The sequence below is a fragment of the Paraburkholderia steynii genome, assembly GCF_900100565.1.
GTDB classification, from domain to species: domain Bacteria; phylum Pseudomonadota; class Gammaproteobacteria; order Burkholderiales; family Burkholderiaceae; genus Paraburkholderia; species Paraburkholderia terrae.
Genome location: NZ_FNDI01000011.1, coordinates 62,966 through 83,993 on the forward strand (window position 1 = coordinate 62,966; position 21,028 = coordinate 83,993).

Annotated in this window: 17 protein-coding genes; 9 read left to right on the plus strand and 8 right to left on the minus strand. The window is 63.1% G+C overall.

What is annotated here, in order from left to right:
* Positions 1–207: 207 nt before the first annotated feature.
* The 3 genes from BLT65_RS20515 to BLT65_RS20525 are packed head-to-tail and all read right to left on the minus strand — an operon-like array spanning position 208 to position 2,272.
* Complete coding sequence (locus BLT65_RS20515) at positions 208–1,125, minus strand: class I SAM-dependent methyltransferase (RefSeq protein WP_091780330.1); 918 nt, start codon at positions 1,123–1,125, stop codon at positions 208–210.
* Complete coding sequence (locus BLT65_RS20520) at positions 1,122–1,595, minus strand: DNA-deoxyinosine glycosylase (RefSeq protein WP_042310302.1); 474 nt, start codon at positions 1,593–1,595, stop codon at positions 1,122–1,124. The genes BLT65_RS20515 and BLT65_RS20520 overlap by 4 nt, the downstream gene beginning before the upstream one ends.
* On the minus strand, positions 1,595–2,272 hold the full coding sequence (locus BLT65_RS20525) for a chorismate--pyruvate lyase family protein (RefSeq protein WP_091780333.1): 678 nt from the start codon (positions 2,270–2,272) through the stop codon (positions 1,595–1,597). Before BLT65_RS20525 ends, BLT65_RS20520 begins: the two co-directional genes overlap by 1 nt.
* Before the next feature lie 196 nt (positions 2,273–2,468).
* Here BLT65_RS20525 and BLT65_RS20530 point away from each other — a divergent pair, with 196 nt between their 5' ends.
* Positions 2,469–2,735 (plus strand): hypothetical protein, encoded by a 267-nt coding sequence (locus tag BLT65_RS20530; RefSeq protein WP_091780336.1) that lies wholly within the window; start codon positions 2,469–2,471, stop codon positions 2,733–2,735.
* A gap of 89 nt (positions 2,736–2,824) precedes the next feature.
* Here BLT65_RS20530 and htpG read toward each other — a convergent pair whose 3' ends face one another.
* Both htpG and BLT65_RS20540 read right to left on the minus strand, forming a co-directional pair.
* Positions 2,825–4,717, minus strand: coding sequence for a molecular chaperone HtpG (htpG, locus tag BLT65_RS20535; protein ID WP_091780339.1), 1,893 nt, complete (start codon positions 4,715–4,717; stop codon positions 2,825–2,827).
* Between the two features lie 146 nt (positions 4,718–4,863).
* Positions 4,864–6,324, minus strand: coding sequence for an aminotransferase-like domain-containing protein (locus BLT65_RS20540; protein ID WP_091780342.1), 1,461 nt, complete (start codon positions 6,322–6,324; stop codon positions 4,864–4,866).
* Between the two features lie 393 nt (positions 6,325–6,717).
* On the opposite strand from BLT65_RS20540, the gene BLT65_RS20545 reads away from it, so the two are divergent.
* The 8 genes from BLT65_RS20545 (at position 6,718) to BLT65_RS20575 (ending at position 15,609) form a co-directional block, all read left to right on the plus strand.
* The gene (locus BLT65_RS20545) at positions 6,718–7,398 is read left to right on the plus strand and encodes a VOC family protein (RefSeq protein ID WP_091780345.1); all 681 of its coding nucleotides are present in this window, start codon (positions 6,718–6,720) and stop codon (positions 7,396–7,398) included.
* Between the two features lie 25 nt (positions 7,399–7,423).
* Positions 7,424–8,329 carry a DMT family transporter gene (locus tag BLT65_RS20550; RefSeq protein WP_091780348.1) on the plus strand — a complete coding sequence of 302 codons (906 nt, stop codon included), beginning with the start codon at positions 7,424–7,426 and terminating at the stop codon, positions 8,327–8,329.
* Positions 8,330–8,393: 64 nt separating this feature from the next.
* Positions 8,394–9,590 (plus strand): aminotransferase-like domain-containing protein, encoded by a 1,197-nt coding sequence (locus tag BLT65_RS20555; protein WP_042310317.1) that lies wholly within the window; start codon positions 8,394–8,396, stop codon positions 9,588–9,590.
* Positions 9,591–9,711: 121 nt separating this feature from the next.
* A complete protein-coding gene (locus BLT65_RS20560) occupies positions 9,712–10,176 on the plus strand; it encodes a RidA family protein (RefSeq protein ID WP_007587888.1) in 465 nt (154 codons plus the stop codon).
* A 233-nt stretch (positions 10,177–10,409) separates the two neighbouring features.
* Positions 10,410–11,300, plus strand: coding sequence for a PhzF family phenazine biosynthesis protein (locus BLT65_RS20565; RefSeq protein WP_091780352.1), 891 nt, complete (start codon positions 10,410–10,412; stop codon positions 11,298–11,300).
* 39 nt (positions 11,301–11,339) lie between these two features.
* On the plus strand, positions 11,340–11,630 hold the full coding sequence (locus BLT65_RS46510) for a hypothetical protein (protein ID WP_143036531.1): 291 nt from the start codon (positions 11,340–11,342) through the stop codon (positions 11,628–11,630).
* Between the two features lie 200 nt (positions 11,631–11,830).
* Positions 11,831–14,197, plus strand: a complete 2,367-nt coding sequence (locus BLT65_RS20570) for a bifunctional diguanylate cyclase/phosphodiesterase (protein ID WP_042310321.1) — start codon at positions 11,831–11,833, stop codon at positions 14,195–14,197.
* 176 nt (positions 14,198–14,373) lie between these two features.
* A complete protein-coding gene (locus BLT65_RS20575) occupies positions 14,374–15,609 on the plus strand; it encodes a chromate transporter (RefSeq protein ID WP_425273137.1) in 1,236 nt (411 codons plus the stop codon).
* An 81-nt stretch (positions 15,610–15,690) separates the two neighbouring features.
* Here the strand turns inward: BLT65_RS20575 and BLT65_RS20580 are convergent, their stop codons facing one another.
* The 3 genes from BLT65_RS20580 to BLT65_RS20590 all read right to left on the minus strand — a co-directional run bounded on the left by BLT65_RS20580 (position 15,691) and on the right by BLT65_RS20590 (position 20,735).
* Positions 15,691–16,149 (minus strand): CopD family protein, encoded by a 459-nt coding sequence (locus tag BLT65_RS20580; RefSeq protein ID WP_007587898.1) that lies wholly within the window; start codon positions 16,147–16,149, stop codon positions 15,691–15,693.
* A 193-nt stretch (positions 16,150–16,342) separates the two neighbouring features.
* On the minus strand, positions 16,343–18,664 hold the full coding sequence (gene parC, locus BLT65_RS20585) for a DNA topoisomerase IV subunit A (RefSeq protein WP_091780358.1): 2,322 nt from the start codon (positions 18,662–18,664) through the stop codon (positions 16,343–16,345).
* Between the two features lie 85 nt (positions 18,665–18,749).
* On the minus strand, positions 18,750–20,735 hold the full coding sequence (locus tag BLT65_RS20590) for a DNA topoisomerase IV subunit B (protein ID WP_091780361.1): 1,986 nt from the start codon (positions 20,733–20,735) through the stop codon (positions 18,750–18,752).
* Positions 20,736–21,028: the final 293 nt, after the last annotated feature.

Sequence of the window (21,028 nt, forward strand, 5' to 3'; positions counted from 1 at the left end):
TCAAGCAGGGGTGACCCTAAACGCAACGGTGTTGTCAATACACGAAACGTCGCAGAGTGTGAGATCGGATACGAAAGCAGACATCTCCGCTGCTTCGTTGAGACGCGCGGCGCGATGCCGGCTGAATGAATGTCGAGGCCGCCGTGCCGGGCGAGGCACGGCGGTTGCGCGAGCGCACGCACTGGCGTGGCACCCGCGCGGGGATTGTCAGATCGCGAACGTGTCGTTCTGGCCCGTCGATTCCTGCAGGCCCTTGACCCACTTGCGTGCGGGCAATGCGAGCTTTGCCTCGATCAGCTTCGCGCGCTCCTGCAACTGCGCGAACGGCACGTCGATTGCCGGGCCCGAGAATGCGATCGCGATGCGGTTGCCATCGTGTACTTCGGGCAGCGCGATCACGCGTCCATCGAAGGCTTCGTTCAGGCGCTTCATATTGCGCACGAAGCTCGGATGATCGCCGAACAGGTTGACGGTGACGACGCCCGCTTGCGTGAGACACGCGCGCGCGGCGCGATAGAAAGCGACGCTGTCGAGCACGGGGCCACGCGCGGTCGCGTCGTACAGATCGATCTGCAATGCGCCGATCGTGTCGTGGTTCGCGCGGTCGTTGACGAATTCCCATGCGTCGGTTTCACGCACGGTGAGGCGCGCGTCGTCGGCAGGCAGGCTGAACATCGTGCGCGCCGCAATCACGACGGCGGGATTCAGTTCGACGGCTTCGACCTGTGCGCGCTTCAGGTAGCGGTGCGCGAACTTTGTCAACGAGCCGGTGCCGAGGCCTAGCTGCACGATACGATTCGGCGTTTCGAGGAACAGCAGCCAGGCCATCATCTGCTGCGCGTATTCGAGTTCGATATGATCGGGCTTTGACAGACGCATCGCGCCTTGCACCCATTCCGTGCCGAAGTGCAGGTAGCGCACGCCGCCTTCTTCCGAGAACGTCACGGGCGCGAAGCGCGGCTTGCGCGGGGCTTCGATCACCGACGCTTTCGCGACGTCGCTGAAGTCGTCTTCGTCGCGCGACGCGCGGGTTTTTGCGCGCGAAATGCGTTGCTTAGGCGCAGCGGATTGATTGTTGCGGAAAGCACGCGCCTCGGCCGAAGCACGCTTGATCAGTTTCGTCATGTGAGGATCTCGCGCCACAGGCGCAATTTTTGGTCGAACGAGAGCATAGCATTGGCGGGGCTGGAGGACGGGAGGACCAGCGTCTCGTAGCCCGCCTCCGCGATCACAGGCGCAAAGCGCCCCGCCGTCTTGCCGTTGAAGCAAACCTTCTTCAGCTTCGGCGCGTACTCGCGAAACGAAGCGAAGTCGTTTGGCGTCGCGTTGCGGATCGCCACATCGAGACTACCCTCACGCGTACATGCGGCCAGCACGTCCCACACGCCGATGCCATGCTTCAACACGCGCTCGAGACGCGTCGGGTAATCGAGTTCGTGCAGCGGTTCGCCGATCACCGCGCCGAGCAAACGCCAGAACTGGTTACGCGGATGCGCGTAATACTGTGTCGCCACCAGCGACGCTTCACCGGGAAAGCTGCCGAGTATCAGCGTATGTGTACACTCGGCGACGACGGGTGGAAAGCCGCGCAGCATCAGCGCACCTCGCCCTGCTTGCCGGCACGTTTCGCGTTGACATCAGCACGCGATGCCGTGTGGTCGAGCGCCTGTCCATGATCGCGCGGCACCGGTTGCGCCGCCGCGTGCTTGTGATCGCGCATCGCGAGACGCGTCCACAGCGCGGGCAGCATGACTTCCGTGACCATCAATGGCTCGCCGTAGCGCTCGAATACGGAACGTCGCGCGAGCAACGCGTGGATATGCGCGTCACCCATTTCTCGCAAAGCAAGACGATGCAGCGGATGCCGCGCCGTCAAGCGTCGGCTGACCAGCGACGAACGCGACACACTGCTGTCGCTATACAACAGTTCCGCAAGCGGACGCGTGCGCAGACGGCGCATCGCCTGCCACACGCCCGTGCTCGCCGCGAGCGGCACGATGCTGTGCGCGGCGACGAACGGCTTTCCATCGACCGATAACACCACCTCACGCACCCACACGGGCGTGCGCGGCGCGATGGCGAGCGCGGTGGTTTCGTCGTCGAAGGGCAAATCGACGGCCTCGCGCGTCACGCGCACCGTGACGGCGCCGAGCGTGCGCAAGTGCGCCGTCAGCGAACCGCCACGTGTGAGCCAGTCTTTTTGATCAGGCGAGAACACTGGAAGGGGCGCGACGCGCCAATGCGCGTCGGCAGCATCGAAACGGATAGGCATGGGCCGCATTATAGGATGCGCGGCACATCCGCTCCTTTCAGCTAGAAATCTCCTTACTCACGCGCAGACTAATCCGGTATGCAGTTCAGAACGGTCTGCTACCCATGCGAAAAGCCGCCGTTGAAGATAAGGGCGAGTCGATCCATCCCGTCGATGGCAATCGCTCACTCAACCCACTTGCACTACGGAGGTTCGTATGACCCCTCACGACAAAGCCACATCGGATCGCATTGCGCATCTCGCCGCTATCGTGTTGAAACGCGCGAACGTATTGGAGACAGAAAAAGAACTCGCGGGCTCTGCGCTCGCGCAGCATCACACAAGCAAACATACGAGCGCCCGGATCGGCAAGGTTGCCGGACACGTGCTCGGCGATCCGCACGCGTGCGCCGAGGCGAAGGAACTGGCGGGTTCGGTACTCGCTCAGGTGCGGCAGCGTGAGCGCGCTTCGATGGAGCGCTGACCTGGTCGGACGCGAAACCGCAGGCAAAAAAATGCGCTGCCGAAGCAGCGCATTTTTATCATAGCGAGCCGGTTAGTCGGCCACGTCTATCACCGCGCCAACAACAACGCATTCGTCCGCTTTACAAAACTCGCCGGATCTTCCAGCGAACCGCCTTCCGCCAGCAGCGCCTGATCGAACAACAGATGACACCAGTCATCGAAGTTCGCGTTATCGGTGCTCAGGTTCTTAACCAGCGCATGCTCCGGATTCACTTCAAGAATCGGATGAAACGCCGGCGCATTCTGCCCTGCCGCCTTCAGCATGCGCTGCAGATAGCCGCTCATATCACCTTCATCAGCGACGAGGCAAGACGGCGAATCCGTCAGGCGGAACGTCAGACGCACGTCCTTCGCCTTGTCCTTGAGCGCTTCCTTCATGCGCTCGACGAGCGGCTTCAGTTCTTCGCCGACCTTTTCCTGCACCTGCTTTTCTTCATCGTTCAACTGGCCCAGATCGAGGTCGCCGCGCGCGACGCTTTGCAGCGGCTTGCCGTCGAACTCGTTGAGGAACGACAGCATCCATTCGTCGACGCGATCCGTCAGCAGCAGCACTTCGACGCCCTTCTTGCGGAACACTTCGAGGTGCGGGCTGTTCTTCGCGGCCTGATACGTATCGGCCGTGACGTAGTAGATCTTCGACTGCTCGGGCTTCATGCGCGCGACGTAATCGGCCAGCGACACCGTCTGCTCTGACGAGTCGTTATGCGTCGACGCGAAACGCGCGAGCTTCGCAATACGCTCCTTGTTCGAGAAGTCCTCGCCGATGCCTTCCTTCAGCACCTGGCCAAACTCCTTCCAGAACCCCGTGTACTTTTCCTTTTCGGCAGTTTCTTCCGAGTTCGCCAGTTCTTCGAGCATCGACAGCGCGCGCTTGGTCACGCCTTCGCGGATCGCCTTCACGTCGCGGCTTTCCTGCAGCAGTTCGCGCGACACGTTCAGCGGCAGATCGGCCGAATCGACCACGCCCTTCACGAAACGCAGATACGCGGGCAGCAATTGCTCGGCGTCGTCCATGATGAACACGCGCTTCACGTACAGCTTCAGGCCGCCGCGATGATCGCGATTCCACATGTCGAACGGCGCGTGCGACGGCACATACAACAGTTGCGTGTACTCGCTGCGGCCTTCGACGCGGTTGTGCGTCCACGTCAGCGGGTCTTGATGATCGTGCGAAAGATGCTGGTAGAACTGCTTGTACTGCTCTTCGGTGATGTCGCTCTTCGCGCGCGTCCACAGCGCGCTCGCCTGGTTGACGGTCTCGTCTTCGTCCTTCGCGACCATCTCGCCCTTCTCGGCGTCCCACTCTTCCTTTTGCATCAGGATGGGCAGCGCGACGTGATCCGAATACTTCTGGATGATCGACTTCAGCTTGTGCGAAGACAGCAGTTCGTCTTCATCGGCGCGCAGATGCAGCGTGATCGTGGTGCCGCGTGGCGCGCGCTCGATCGTGTCGACCGAGAAATCGCCCTCGCCCGCGCTCGTCCAGCGCACGCCTTCCGACGCCGGCAGACCGGCGCGGCGCGTTTCCACCGTGATCTTGTCCGCGACGATGAAGCCCGAATAGAACCCGACACCGAACTGGCCGATCAGCGCCGCGTCCTTCTGCTGGTCGCCCGACAGCTTGCCGAAGAATTCCTTGGTGCCCGAGCGCGCGATCGTGCCGAGGTTCGCGACCGCTTCGTCGCGGCTCATGCCGATGCCGTTGTCGTCGATGCTGATAGTGCGCGCGGCCTTGTCGACCGACACGCGGATGCGCAGGTTCGGATCGTTCTCGTACAGCGCGTTGTTTTCGATCGCTTCGAAGCGCAGCTTGTCCGCCGCGTCCGATGCGTTCGAGATCAGTTCGCGCAGGAAGATTTCCTTGTTGCTGTACAGCGAATGGATCATCAGGTGCAGAAGCTGTTTCACTTCTGCCTGAAAGCTCATGGTTTCTTGTGCCATGGTCAGTTTTCCTCTTCTAGTGCAGGTTGATTCGGGGATTCGAAGCTGAATGTGTCTGGAAGCGCGGCGCGCCTTCGGACGTTGCCGGGTCAAATGGGGGCGTGCGCCGCCAATTCAAGAGGCTGCATGTGGCCCTCATGCGACCCTCAGGAAGCCCGCCGCGCGACGCCGTCCAGATAGCGGCACAGGAATGCGGGCAGCGCCGGGTCGCCGCAATTCGCGACGTTGAAGCGCATCCAGGTAGTCGGCGACTGCTGCGGCGAGAACAGGCTTCCCGGTGTCAGCAAAAAGCCTTCCTCGTGGCCGGCGGCCGCCAGCGCGTCGGCGTCGACGCCCGTATCCGCCCACACGAACATGCCCGCCGCGGGCGTCTGGAACATGCGCAAGCCCGTCTTTTCGAGCATCCGCACGGATTTGTCGCGCACGCTGTCGAGCCGCGCGCGCAGCCGCTCGACGTGCCGCCGGTAGTGCCCTTCCGTCAGAATCTTGTAGAGCACGCGCTCGTTCAGTTCGGGCGTCGTCATGCCGACCAGCATCTTCTGATCGGTGACGGCTTTGGCGACGTCCAGCGACGAAGCGATGAAACCGACCCTCAGATTCGCCGCCAGCGTCTTCGAGAAGCTGCCCAGATAGATCACCCGCTTCAACTGGTCGAGGCTCGCGAGGCGCGTCGCGGGAAAGCCGGGCGGGCACAGATCGCCGTAGATATCGTCTTCGACGACGATGAAGTCGTACTCCTCCGCGAGCCGCAGGATGCGGAACGCCTGCGCCGCCGTCAGCGACGTGCCCGTCGGGTTCTGCAGCACGGAGTTCAACACGAGCATTTTCGGCCGCCACGTCTGCACAAGCGTTTCCAGTGCGTCGAGATCGGGGCCGTCCGGCGTGTACGGCATGCCGACGAGGCGCGCGCCCTGCGATGCGAAGCGCCCGAACATCTGAAACCAGGCGGGATCGCCGACGATCACGGAATCGCCCGGCTGTACGTAGAGCCGCGCGATCAGGTCGATGGCCTGCGTGATGCCCGACACGAGCACGATCTGCTCCGGTGACGCGCCGATCTCCAGTTCTTCGAGCCGCGTCTGCAACTGCTGGCGAAGCGGCAGGAAGCCTTGCGGCGTGCCGAAGCCGAGCATCTGCGCGCCGCTTTGCCGGCCGAGCGTGCGCAGCGCGCCCGTGATCAGCTCGCCGTCGAGCCAGCGCGCTGGCAGATAACCGAGGCCGGGGCCGCGCTCGGGACGCGTCGACGTGTGCAGCATGTTGCGCAACAGCCAGACGACGTCGATCGTGCTTGGCGCGGGCGCCGCGTCGGGCGTGGCGGCGCGGCGCTCGACGGGCAGCGGGCCGGACGCCAGCCGCTCGCGCACGTAAAAGCCCGAGCCGCGACGCGAATCCAGATAACCCTGCGCGACCAGCCGCTCATACGCCTCGACGACCGTGAAGCGCGAAACACCTTTGTCCAGCGCCAATTTGCGGATCGACGGCATGCGCATGCCGGGGCGGAACACGCGCTCCTCGATGCGGCGGCGCGCCCACTGCACGAGCTGATCGACGAGCGTCAGCGCCGAAGCGTCGTGAGGAGCGGGAATCAGGTCGAGCGGGACAGACATGGCGAACTCCAGCGGGTGCTGCAAGGGCAACGTCGGGAACGGCGCGCAGCGGGCTCTACCCGTTGCGATGACAGAAGTCCATCAGACGCACGGACAACTGTACCGAATAGTATCGAAGCGATTGTACCGTTACTGTGCCGGTCACTGTCGGTACATTTGAATCGACGCTCAGGCTTTTCCGACCCGCTTTTTACCCGTTTCCGATCCGTTTTAGCCCCATTTGCGCGCTCCATCCGACGCGCCGCAAAGCCCGCTGATACTGGCCGTGCCGCACTGCGCATGGTCCGGCCGCAAGCCAAACGGTATTCTTACGGATTCGCCTTGACCGCCGGCACGCGACAGACAGTTGCCTGCCGCAGCGGCCTTCAGCAGAACGACCGTCCACTTGCAGCCATGACCGCACAAACGCTACGCATCGATCACCTCGTTGTTTCCGCCCGCACCCTCGACGAAGGCACGCAATATGTCGCCGATACCCTCGGCATTGCGCCGTCGGGCGGCGGCGCGCATCCGTCGATGCGCACGCACAACCGGCTGCTCAACCTGTGGGGCGGCGCGTACCTGGAAGTGATCGCAATCGATCCCGACGCGGCGCAATCCGCAGACGCCCGCCCTCGCCTCTTCGCGCTCGACGATCCCGCCGTGCATGAGCGCCTCGCGAAGGGTCCGTATCTGTCGCACTGGGTTGCGCGCGTCGAGCGGCCGAAAAATCTGGCGCTGTGGCAACAGCAGTATCCCGAGCGCATTTCGACCGTCGTGCCGATGACGCGTGGCGATTTCACCTGGAGCCTGACGGTCGCCGACGACGGCGCATTCCCGTCGTGGCAAGGCGTGGGCGACGGTGTCGTGCCGTCGCTGATCCAGTGGGACACGCCGCGCCATCCGTCGGACTTGCTGCCGGAAACCGGCCTCGCGTTGAAGACGCTGAAGGGCTGGCATCCGCAGTCCGAGGTCGTCGCGCAGCAGTTGCAATGGCTCGGCGCGGCTCATCTGATCGCGCTGGAAAGCACGGACGGCGCGCCCGCGTTGGCAGCTGAAATCGAGACCCCGAGCGGACTGCGTACGCTCAAATAACCCTAAACATAGAGAGACAGAAGCAATGAAGCGTGAAACCCAGGGCATGTTGCTCGGCCTGATCGGCGTGGTGATTTTCAGTCTGACGCTGCCGATGACCCGCATCGTCGTCGCCGAATTCAGCCCGCTGCTGAATGGCCTGGGCCGCGCGCTCGCCGCTGCTGTTCCCGCCGCCGTGTTGCTCGCAGTCCGCCGCGAAAAGCTGCCGACGTGGCCGCAACTGAAAAGCCTCGCCGTCGTGTCACTGGGCGTGATCGTCGCGTTTCCGGTGTTTTCCGCTTGGGCGATGAAGACCGTGCCGGCTTCGCACGGTGCCGTCGTCAATGGCTTGCAGCCGCTGTGCGTCGCCATCTATGCGGCCTGGCTGTCGCACGAGCGTCCCTCGAAAGCGTTCTGGGCGAGTGCCATCGCGGGCAGCGCGATAGTCATCGCGTTTGCGTTGCAGGCGGGCGGCGGCGCGCTTCAGGCGGGCGATCTGCTGATGCTGGTCGCCGTCGGCATTGGCGCGCTCGGCTATGCGGAAGGCGCGCGGCTCGCGCGGCAGATCGGCGGCTGGCAGGTTATCTGCTGGGCGCTCGTCGTGTCCGCGCCGTTCCTGCTCGCTCCCGTAGCGTGGCTCGGCTGGGAGCAGCACGTCACGCATCCCGGCCCCGTCGCGCTAAAAACGTGGCTCGCGTTCGGCTATGTCACGGTGTTCTCGCAGTTCATCGGCTTTTTCGCGTGGTACGCGGGGCTCGCCATGGGCGGGACGGCGCGCGTCGGCCAGGTGCAACTGCTGCAGATCTTCTTCACGATGGCGTTCTCCGCGCTCTTTTTCGGCGAGACCGTCGCGCCCATCACGTGGATTTTCGCGGCGGCCGTGATCGCCACTGTCGTGCTGGGCCGCAAGGCCACCGTGCATACGGCCGTGCGGCCGGTTCGCGCCGCCTGACGAGTTCGCGCGATAATCCTTCTTTTGACCGACCACCTGTTCCTGCTACAACGACGAGGAGACCATGAATCAAAGCGACCTCAATGCCCCGACCTGGCAATTGTCCGAACGCGCTCGCAAGCTGACCAGCTCGGCGATTCGCGAAATCCTGAAGGTCACCGAGCGTCCCGAGGTCATTTCGTTCGCGGGCGGTCTGCCGTCGCCGGCCACCTTCCCGGCGGAAGAAATGCGCGTGGCCTCCGACCGCATCCTGCGCGATTCGCCCGCTGCCGCGCTCCAGTACAGCGCGACGGAAGGCTATCTGCCGCTGCGCGAATGGGTTGCGCAACGCTATTCGGTGAATGGCGCGCAGATCCGTCCTTCGCAGGTGCTGATCACGACGGGCTCGCAACAGGCGCTCGATCTGCTCGGCAAGGTGCTGGTCTGCCCGGAAAGCCCGGTGCTCGTCGAAACGCCGACCTATCTCGGCGCGCTGCAATCGTTCTCGATGTACGAGCCGCACTACGTTCAGGTCCCGACGGACGATAACGGCCTGATCCCCGAAAGCCTCACGCCCGAGCTGACCAAGGGCGCGCGCCTGCTGTACGCGCAGCCGAACTTCCAGAATCCGACGGGACGCCGCCTGCCCATCGAGCGCCGCCGCGCACTCGCCGAATTCGCAAAGTCGGCGCCCTTCCCCGTCATCGAAGACGATCCGTACGGCGCGCTCGACTATCGCGGCGAGCCGCTGCCGACCATGCTGTCGATGTCGCCCGATCACATCGTGCATCTCGGCTCGTTCTCGAAGGTGCTGGCGCCCGGCCTGCGCATCGGCTACATCATTGCGCCCGAGGAACTGCACTTCAAGCTCGTGCAAGCCAAGCAGGCCACGGATCTCCACACGCCGAGCTTCACGCAGCGCATCGTGCATGAAGTCGTGAAAGACGGCTTCCTCGATACGCACGTGCCGAAAATCCGCGCGCTCTATCGCGACCAGTGCGAAGCGATGCTCGGCTCGCTCGAACGCTACATGCCCGAAGGCGTGACGTGGAACCGGCCGGAAGGCGGCATGTTCATCTGGGTGACGCTGCCGAAGCACATCGACACGATGAAGCTGCTCGAACAAGCCGTCGCGCAGAACGTCGCGTTCGTGCCGGGCGGTCCGTTCTTCGCGAACGAAGCGCAGCACAACACGCTGCGCCTGTCGTTCGTGACCGTGCCGCCCGCGAAAATCGACGAAGGCGTTGCGCGTCTCGCGGAACTCATCCGCGCGCGCGTCTGAACACCCGCTGTAAGATGCGCCATCGCGCGCCTCTCACGGCGCGAGCGCGCGGCCAATATCGAATCGCTATTGGTCGCGCGCACGCTTCACGATTCTTTCCATTCATCGACGAGGACACGTCATGGCTCAATCGAATGTGTATGACAAGCTGAAGGAACTGGGCATCGAGTTGCCCGTCGCGGGCGCGCCCGCTGCCGCGTATGTGATGAGCGCGCAAAGCGGCAACACGGTGTACCTGTCGGGTCACATCGCGAAGAAGGACGGCAAGGTGTGGGCCGGCAAGCTCGGCGACAACGTCAGCACGGAAGAAGGCAAGACGGCCGCACGTTCAGTCGCGATCGATCTGCTCGCGACATTGCACACGCATGTCGGCGACCTGAACCGTGTGACGCGCATCGTCAAGGTGATGAGCCTCGTGAACTCGACGCTCGATTTCACCGAGCAGCACATCGTCACGAACGGCGCATCGGAACTGATCGCCGACGTGTTCGGCGAGCGCGGCAAGCACGCGCGTTCGGCATTCGGCGTCGCGCAGATTCCGCTTGGCGCATGCGTCGAGATCGAACTGATTGCCGAGGTGCAATAAGCGGCGCGGAACCACGCGTGAGGCGTTCCTTGTTGCGAGCGCCTTCGTCGCGAATCAGTACCGACGCTAACGCGCCGTCGATGATGTGAAAGCGTCATCGGCGGCGTTTTTTTATCTGCGTTTTTTATCTACGTTCGACCTCGCATGCGCCTCGACGTTGTGCCGTCACAACACGGCACGCGAACATCGCACTGCGCACAAACCCCAGGTCAGACATCGAACAGGGACACACGATGCAAGAGCAAACCGTCCGTTTCAAACAGGTCGATGTATTCTCGTCCGTGCCGTTCAAAGGCAATCCGCTCGCGGTGGTTTTCGATGCGGACACACTCGACACCGAACAGATGCAGGCCATTGCGCGCTGGACGAATCTGTCGGAGACGACGTTCCTGCTAAAGCCGACCGACCCGTCGGCCGATTACCGGGTGCGCATCTTCACGACGGGAGGCGAGTTGCCGTTCGCTGGTCATCCGACGCTCGGCAGTGCGCACGCCTGGCGCGAAGCGGGCAATCAGCCGAAGCAGCCGGGCCGCCTCGTCCAGCAATGCGCGGCGGGCCTGATCGAACTGACGGAAGACGATAGCGCGCGCAACGTGTGGGCATTCGCTGCGCCGCCCGCGCGCGTCAAGCCGCTGGCGCAGAGCGAATACGCTGCGCTCGCCGGCGCGTTGCGTAGCGATGCAATCGATTACACGGCGCAGCCGTGCGGTGTCGACAATGGTCCCAAATGGCTCATCGTCCGTATGAAATCGGCGGACGCATGTCTCGCGCTCGATCCCGATGCGGCGGCACTCCGGCGCGTCGCGCAAACGGCAGGCGCGCTAGGCCTTGCGGCTTACGGCCCTCATGACGCAAATGGCCCGGCAACTTTCGAGTTGCGCTGCCTGCTATTGGGCGGCAACCTCGGTGTAGGGGAAGACCCTGTCACGGGCAGCGCGAACGCCGCGGTCGCGGGGCTGCTGACCACGCAGAACATGCGGCCCGGCAATCAGTACAGCGTGCGCCAGGGCACCGCGCTCGGCCGCGCCGGCGACGTCTATGTCCGCTACGACGATGCGGCAGGCAAGACCTGGATAGGCGGCGCGTCGGTGACGATTATCGACGGCACATTCCGTCTGCCGTGAAACTGCAAGCGTAATTAATGGGAATAAGCGGCGACTGAATTGACATTTGCGCGTCACCTGGATGTTCTAAAAATCCACTCGATGCGCACCGATAAAATGCCCCAATCCAACGCAAATGCGGCCATTCATGCACACTGCATGAATGGCCGCATTGCCATGATGGCTGTCGAACTGTCATTGCGGCAATCGATCGTGCTTGCCGCGGTTTCGACAAAATCTTTCAAACGCCCGCCTGATGAGCCTGTTCGGGCAATGCACGCGATTGGCGCAAACGTTGCCCCGTTTGCCCGCCAGGGACAGCGTATACCCGATGCGCCAGCCCTTCCTTAATTATTGCCCATTCAGTAATATCAAATCGTAACCGATGACCAATGGGTGGTCTGGCTCGCCACCACGCCCCTGCTCCCACGTCGCGACTGCGGCGTGTCAATCGTCAAAGCAGCCGGTTGCTTTAACATTCGCGCAGTCAACCGAAACGCAAACACCGCAACACAAGCACAGCCGCAAGGCACAGGGTCACGGTCTAGCCGATGAATCAGTTCCGCCACGCTTCCGCCCGCGACGTCAGGCACCGCCTCGATCCGGCGGGAACCCGCCGACGCGCGCTGCTCGCGATTCCCGCGCTCGGCGTGCTGGTGCTCGTGCTGCTGTGGACCGTTATCTTTGCGCGACTGTCGGTTGAGAAGGAAACGACGTATCGCGAAGCGATGGCGTCGGCGGCGATCTTGTCGGCGGCACTCGAACAGCACACGGTGAAGGCGATTCACCAGGTCGATCAGATCACGCGCTTTGTCAAATTCGAATTCGAAAAAACGCCGGGACATTTCGATCTCGGCAGTACGGTTGAAAAAGGCGTCGTGCAAAGCGAAACACTCGTGCAGGTTTCGCTGATCGACGAGCATGGCAAGCTCATCGCGAACACGGCAGACCCCAATCCGAAACCGATCGACCTGTCGGACCGCGAGCACTTCAAGGTACACGAGCACGAGAACGACGACCAACTGTTCATCAGCAAGCCCGTGCTCGGCCGCGTCTCGGGCCATTGGACCTTGCAGATGACGCGCCGTTTGAATCACCCCGATGGTTCGTTCGCGGGCGTCGTGGTGGTGTCGGAAGACCCGAGCTATTTCACGAGCGACTTCTACAACAACGCGGCTATCGGACGTGAAGGCGTAATCGCGGTGATCTCCGACAGCGGCGCGGTGCTCGCACGGCGCACGGGCAACGCCGACCATACGCAAGGCGTGTTCACGGCGACGGGCGTCTATCCGACCTCGGAGCATGTGTCGGGCACCTACGTCGATTCGATCGACAATGTCACGCGCATCGTTTCGTACCGGCATATCGACGGCTATCCGCTCGGCGTGCTGGTCGGTCTGTCGCAGGCCGAAGAATTCGCCGACTACAACCACACGCGCAACGTCTACTTGCTGATGGCGAGCTTTATCTCACTCGCGATGCTCGGCTTCTTCGCCGTCGCCACGGGTCTGATCGGCAAGCTGCTGGGACGCGAGCGCGAGATGACGCATCTCGTCGAGTTCGATCTGCTCACGGGCCTGCGCAACCGTTATTCGACGCTGCAGAGTCTGCGTCACGACGTGGCGCAGCCGGTCAACCTCGGGCATCTCGCGATTCTCTTCATCGACCTCGACAACTTCAAGACCGTCAACGACACGCTCGGCCACAACGCCGGCGACATCGTGCTGCAGATGACGGCCGCGCGTCTCGCGGATGCTGTCGCCGACGCGGGCGCGTTGTCGCGCATCGGTGGCGACGAGTTCGTCGTCGTGATCAAGGGCGAAGATGTCGAGAAACGCTCGGTGACGCTCGCGGAAGCGATCGCCGACGTGTTCGCGAAACCGTTCGAAGTACGCGGCAGTTCGTTCGTACTGCATGCGAGCATCGGCATCGCGCTCTACTCGGTTGCGAACGAAAGCGAAATCGACCTGCTGAAAAAAGCCGACCTCGCGATGTACAGCGCGAAGGACGCGGGCAAGAACTGCTATCAGTTCTACTCGCCGCATCTGTCGCATCGCGCGGACCATCTGATGAAGTGGGAACAGCAGCTACGCGTCGCGCTCGCCGACCAGCAACTGTTCCTTGCCTATCAGCCGAAGATCGATCTCGCGCGCCGCTGCATCACGGGCTTCGAAGCGCTCGTGCGCTGGAATCATCCGCAGCACGGCCTGATTCCCGCAAACGAATTCATCCCGGTTGCCGAATCGACGGGCCTGATCGTGCCCATCGGCGACTTCGTGATCCGCACCGCGTGCCGGCAGCTCGCGCAATGGCAGCAACAGGGTTACGACACGCTGTCACTCGCCGTGAACATTTCGGCCGTACAGTTCTGGCGCGGCGATCTGTTCGAGACGATCTCGCAAGCCATCGAGGAAACGGGTATCTCCGCGCGCCGCCTCGAACTCGAAATCACCGAGACGGCGATGATGGAGTATCCCGATCTCGTCTCCGAAAAGATCTTCGCGTTGAAGCGGCTCGGCGTGCGCATCGCGCTCGACGACTTCGGCACCGGCTATTCGTCGCTGTCGTATCTGAACCGCTTCTCGGTCGATACGCTGAAGGTCGACCGCTCGTTCGTGCAGGCCATTCCCGGCGACCGCAGCGTGTGCGTGATGGTGACGGCCATCGTCAATCTGGCGCGCTCGCTGGGGCTGACGGTGGTGGTCGAAGGCACGGAGACGGAAGAACAGATTGCGTGGCTCGCGGCGTTGGGGCACATCGAAGCGCAGGGTTTTCTGTTCTCGCGACCCGTGCCCGCTGACGCCATTCCGGCGTTGCTCGAACGCTTCGGCGTATGCGGCACCACGCGTCATGCTCACGCGAGCGACGTTGACAACAGCGACGCCGCGAGCACCAGCACGAGCAACGAATCGGCCTGAGCCGAGAGCGGCTCGTTTCCGCGCGGCGGCGCCGCTGCCAGGCTTTACGCAGGCGGACGACAAGCGGTATCGACACACATCGGGCGACCGCGCTCGACCTCGCATGACCTTAGCGCGCGCGGTCGCGGCCATCGGCAGTGCGCGCCGGATAAGAAACCAGCCCAACAGGTGTTCACATGCAGCCAGCCCGGCAGATGACGGCGCTCCATGCGCCGACTGGAGACGAAGCCACGCGATGCCACGAGCGCGAGCCGCTCTGGACGCTCTTTCGCGTGGTGTTCGGTTTGTCCGCGCTATCGTGGGGCGGACTCGCGTTGATGGCGCAACTGGAGAACCACTACGTCGAGCGTGAGGAACGCCTCACGCGTCTCGCGTACTCCGACATCGTCGCCCTGGCGTGGATGGTACCGGGTCCCGTCGGCTGCAACGTCGCGGTCCAGCTCGGCCATGTGCTGCGCGGGCGCGCGGGCGCGTGGGTCGCGGGCATCGCCAGCGTCCTGCCCTTCTTCATGCTGATGATGGCGTTCGCGATCTTCTATCGCACGCCGATCGTGCGCGAAGTCGCCTCGCAGACGCTGCTCAATCATTTCAGCGTCGTGCTCGCCACGCTGATCGGCGTCACCTGGTACAAGCAGACCCGCGCGCTCGTGCGCGGACGGCTCGAATGGACGGCAGCCGTGCTCGGCAGCATCGCGCTGGTCGGCGCGCATACGCCTGCCGCGTATATCGGCATTCTCGGTGCGGCGTTCATGTCGGGCTGGGTGCGCAGCGACGCGCGCGGCGCACGCCTCTCGACGACGCTCAGTGCCGGCGACTGGCGGCTGCTGATCGGCCTGTGCGTGTTGCTGCTGATCTTCGCGGTGCCGCTGCCGCATCGCTATGAGCTTGCGCTGTTGTGGCCGCGTCTCGCGGGCGCGGGACTGACGTTGTTCGGCGGTGGCTTCTCCGCGCTGCCCGTGTTGAAGACGCTGTTCGTTACGCCCGCGGTCGGCGTGACCAACAACGACTTCACGTTGGCGTTTTCGCTATCGCCCTTGTCGCCGGGGCCGCTCTTGAACGTCGTGCCGTTCTTCGGCTATCTGGTCGAAGGATGGCGCGGCGCGCTAATCGCGACGGTCGCGCTCTTCGTACCGTCGGGCTGTCTGGTCGTGCTTGCCCAGCGCCATCTGCATCAATTGAAAACGAACCCGCGTTTCGAGCACGGCATGCGCGTGCTGCGCGCGGTGACGACGGCGTTTCTGGCCGTCGCGGTGCTGCGTATCGTGCGCAATGTGCCGTTCGAACCAGCGTATCTCGTGACGGCGCTGTTCTCGGGCGTGTGCTTCGCAAAGCTGAAGCTGCCCGTGTACGCGGTGTATGGGACGGTTGCTATCGTGTGCGGCGTGTGGCTGTACTTCATGCCAGCAGGTTGATGAGGCGTTGCCCGTCGCCAATAGAAAAGCGCCGCATCAGCGGCGCTTTCGTTTGAAACGTCGTGCGTGTTGCAACCGCGCTTAAAACCCGCGCGACAACGCTGCCACACCAATCGTCACGACGCCCAGCACCAGATTGACGACGACGAGCCGCCGCACGGTCGCGACGGCGCGCGCGCCATCGGGCCATTTCTGTGCCTGCACCGCGCGACGGATACGCGGAAAAACTGCGAAGCGGATATGCCCGAAAATCAGCATCATCACGATGCCGATACCGGCCATCGCGTGAAGCTGCCAGGTGGCGTGGCCACCGCCGAACTGCATCAGCAGGAAGCCGCCCGTCAGCAGAATGACCAGCACCGATACGCCGACCCAGTTGAAGAACCGGCCAAATACCGATTCCCACAGCGGCAGCCGCAATTGCGGCGAGAGATCTTCGAGTGCCGGACGCAGGCAGAAATGCGCGAATACCATGCCGCCGATCCACACGGCGACACCCAGCAGATGCAGAAAGAGCGCGACTTCAATCGCCTTGTTCATAGTTGTTTTCCTTTGCCGATGTAGCGCGCTGCCGTTATGTCCTGTCGAAACACGCGGCACTGACATGCGCCAATGACCGCGTTCGACTCGTGACATTATGCGCAGTTCATTCGCTGCGCTGTTTTCTTCGTTGTTTTTGTGTTGCGCCGTGAGACACCCCGCTCACGGCGTTTGCCTGCGGCGTTTGCGTGCGTTACGCGCCCAACACCGGACGCAGCGACGTCACCTCTTTCAGCTTCGTATCCGGCGCACGACCCTTGCGGGCACGCTTGCCGACATTCGGAGCCAGCGCGGCACCCGACAACTGCTCTTCGGTTGGCTTGTTGCGGTACATGCCTTCCAGCACGACGCCTGCCTTGGTGATGGCGAGCGCCTGCGTCAGCGATTCGTTCGGATCGAGCGCCATCAGGATCACGCCACGTCCGCCGCCAGAGAGCGTCTTCATCTCGTCGAGGCCGAACACCAACAGACGCCCGCCGCCCGACAGACACGCCACTTGCGTCGCATCGGGCAGCATCGGCATCGGCGCGAGCGGCGTCGCGCCCTCGTCGATCGTCATGAACGCCTTGCCCGCCTTCACGCGGCTGACCATGTCGCCAACCTTCGCGATAAAGCCAAAGCCGTTCGACGACGCCAGCAACAGCGCCTGCTCCGCCGTCGCCGCGTAGTAATGCATCAGATGCGTGCCCGATTCGAGCTCGATCAGCGACGTGACGGGAACGCCGTCGCCACGGCCGCCCGGCAACTGCGAAACCGCGACGGAATACACGCGGCCCTTGCTACCCCACGCGATCAGCATGTCGGGCGTGCGGCACTGGAACGCGGCGTAGAGACCGTCGCCCGCCTTGAACGTGAAGCCGGCGGGATCGAGCCCGTGGCCCTTCAACGCGCGCACCCAACCCTTCTGCGACACAACCACCGTCACCGGCTCGTCGACGACGCGCACTTCGAACGTTGCGCGCTTTTCCTGCTGGATCAGCGTGCGGCGATCGTCGCCATATTGCTTTGCGTCTGCTTCGATTTCCTTGATGATCAGGCGCTTCATCGCCGATTCGCTGCCGAGCAGTTCTTCGAGCTTGGCCTTCTCGTCGCGCAGTTCCGATAGTTCCTTCTCGATCTTGATCTTCTCGAGGCGCGCCAATTGACGCAGCCGGATTTCAAGAATGTCCTCAGCCTGACGCTCAGACAGACCAAAGGCTTCGATCAGCGCCGTCTTGGGTTCGTCGGATTCGCGAATGATGCGGATGACTTCGTCGATATTCAAAAAGACGATCATCCGGCCTTCGAGGATGTGAATCCGGTCGTTGACCTTGGCGAGACGATGCTGCGTGCGGCGCGTGACCGTCGTGAAACGGAAGCCGACCCATTCGCGCAGGATCTCGCCGAGACCCTTCTGACGCGGCCGGCCATCCGCGCCGACCATCACGAGGTTCAACGTCGCGTTCGATTCGAGGCTCGTATGCGCGAGCAGCGTGGTGACGAACTCGGTTTGATCGATGGTGCGCGACTTAGGCTCGAACACGAGACGCACGGGCGCATCCTTGCCCGACTCGTCGCGCACCGCGTCGAGCAGACCGAGAAGCGTCTGTTTCGTCTGCAACTGTTCCGGCGTCAGCGACTTCTTGCCAAGCTTGATCTTCGGATTCGTCTGTTCCTCGATCTCTTCGAGCACCTTCTGGCCGGACGTATTCGGCGGCAACTCGGTAATGACGAGCTGCCACTGCCCGCGTGCGAGATCTTCGATCTTCCAGCGCGCGCGGACCTTGAGACTGCCACGGCCCGTTTCGTACGCCTGCGAGATTTCCGTGTCGCTCGAAATGATCTGACCGCCGCCCGGGAAATCCGGGCCGGGCACATGCTGCATCAACTCGGCGTGCGTAATGTGCGGATGACGGATCATCGCGACGGCGGCCGCAGCGACTTCGCGCAGGTTGTGCGACGGGATTTCCGTCGCCAGACCGACCGCGATGCCCGACGCGCCGTTCAACAGCACGAACGGCAGACGCGCGGGCAGCAGCTTCGGCTCTTCGAACGAGCCGTCGTAGTTCGCCATGAAATCGACCGTGCCCTGATCGATTTCGTCGAGCAGCAGTTTCGCGATCGGCGTGAGACGCGCTTCCGTGTATCGCATCGCCGCTGCGCCGTCGCCGTCGCGCGAACCGAAGTTGCCCTGGCCGTCGATCAGCGGATAGCGCATCGAGAAGTCTTGCGCGAGACGCACGAGCGCGTCGTACGCCGACTGGTCGCCGTGCGGGTGGTATTTACCCAGCACGTCGCCGACCACACGGGCCGATTTCACGGGCTTCGCGTTGTCGGCGAGACCCATCTCGTTCATCGCAAACAGGATGCGGCGCTGTACGGGCTTCTGGCCGTCGCAGACGTCGGGCAGCGCGCGGCCCTTCACCACGCTCACCGCGTATTCGAGGTACGCGCTTTCAGCGTAGTCGCCAAGCGTCAGCACGTCGCCTTCGGGCGCGGCCGGCTCGGTGAAAAGATCGGGAGTGTTGTCGTCCATCTAGATTCCGTGTCCTTGTTCGGCGGCGCGCGCTTCGTGCTTCTCATGCATTGCATGGGTTCGCTGGCACGAAGCGCGGCGGCGCTCAGATATCCGCTTCGACCTGGTTGCCCTTGTCCTCGAGCCAGCTGCGGCGCGACGCCGCTTCGCCCTTGCCCATCAGCATCGTCATTCGCGCGACGGTCGCGTCGAAGTCGAGCTGGCCGAGCGCGACGGGCGACAGGCGCCGCGTGTCCGGGTTCATCGTCGTGTCCCACAGCTGCTCGGCGCTCATTTCACCCAGGCCCTTGAAGCGGCTGATCGACCACTGCGATTCACGCACGCCGTCCTTGCGTAGCTTGTCGAGGATCGCTTCGAGTTCGCCTTCATCCAGCGCGTACAGCTTCTGCGCGGGCTTCTTGCCGCGCGCGGGCGCATCGACGCGAAACAGCGGCGGACGCGCGACATGCACGTGACCACGCTCGATCAGTTGCGGGAAGTGCTTGAAGAACAAAGTAAGCAGCAGCACCTGGATGTGCGAGCCGTCGACGTCCGCATCGGACAAGATACAGATCTTGCCGTAGCGCAAATTGGACAGATCGACGTTGTCGTCCGGGCTGTGGGGATCGACGCCGATCGCCACAGAAATGTCATGCACTTCGTTGTTGGCGAACAGACGATCACGCTCGGTTTCCCAAGTGTTCAGCACCTTGCCGCGCAACGGCAGGATGGCCTGATACTCCTTGTCGCGGCCCATCTTCGCGGAGCCGCCGGCAGAATCGCCCTCGACGAGGAACAGCTCATTGCGGCCGATTTCCGTCGATTCGCAATCGGTCAGCTTGCCCGGCAGCACGGCGACGCCAGAACTCTTGCGCTTCTCGACCTTCTGGCCGGCGCGCGTACGCGCCTGCGCCTGCTTGATGACGAGATCGGCGAGCTTCTTGCCATGCTCCACATGCTGGTTGAGCCACAGTTCGAGCGCAGGACGCGCGAACGACGACACCAGCTTCACGGCATCGCGGCTATTCAGACGTTCCTTGATTTGCCCCTGGAACTGCGGGTCGAGCACCTTCGCGGACAGCACGAACGACACGCGCGCGAACACGTCCTCCGCGAGCAGCTTCACGCCCTTTGGCTGCAGGTTGTGCAGTTCGACGAAGCTCTTCACGGCCTGGAACAGACCGTCGCGCAAGCCCGATTCGTGCGTGCCGCCAGCGGGCGTCGGAATCAGATTGACGTAGGACTCGCGCGTGAGTGACCCTTCTTCGCTCCACGCGACGACCCACGCCGCGCCCTCGCCTTCGGCGAATGTCTCTTCGTTGGAGCGCGAGCTTTCCGCGTAGCGCTCGCCTTCGAAGAGCGGGATCAGCAGGTCGCTGCCCGCCATGCCCTCCATCAGATAGCCGCGCAGGCCGTCTTCGTATTTCCAGCTCTGACGTTCACCCGTCTTTTCGTTGACGAGTACGACTTCGACGCCCGGCAGCAGCACGGCCTTCGAGCGCAACAGGCGCTGCAACTCGCCGAGCGGCAGGTTCGGCGAATCGAAATATTTCGCATCGGCCCACGCGGTCACGCGCGTGCCGGACTTCTTCTCGCTCTTCGCCGCGGCGCGCACCTGTAGCGGCTTGACGACGTCGCCATGCGAGAAGCTCAGTTCGGCGACCTTGCCGTCGCGCCACACAGTGACGTCAAGGCGCGTGGACAGCGCATTCGTCACCGAAACGCCGACGCCATGCAGGCCGCCGGAGAAGGTATACGCGCCGCCTGCCGCCTTGTCGAACTTGCCGCCCGCGTGCAGGCGCGTGAAAACAATTTCGACGACGGGCACGCCTTCTTCCGGATGCATGCCGAACGGAATGCCGCGCCCGTCGTCTTCGACGGACACGGACTGGTCGGCATGCAGTGTGACGGTGATCTGACGGCCGTAGCCGCCGAGCGCTTCGTCGGATGCGTTGTCGATGACTTCCTGGATGATGTGCAGCGGATTTTCGGTGCGCGTGTACATGCCGGGCCGCTGCTTGACCGGCTCCAGGCCCTTGAGCACCTTGATCGATGCTTCGCTATACGCGGCGTTAGGCTTTTTCGTTGACATGGCTTGCTCGGGTCCGTCGGTTCATCGTTGTCCACGTGTCCTGTGGACAGGTGCGTGGACAATGCGTTGAGTTTTCAAAAAAAGCGAAACGAAACAACGGAGTGTGTGCGCTGCGCGACTTGCGTGCAGCAGTTATCGGTTTGCCTTGTCTGCTTTCCGCGGTTTTCCTTCGACACCGGTTGCAGGTGATTCGCTGAAAGGACCGTGGGAAGCAGGTTCGCGGGTATTTTACTGATTTCGATGCGCGGGGCAATTTAGATGAAGGGTGTAGGACGGTTGGTCGGGAAAGCGTC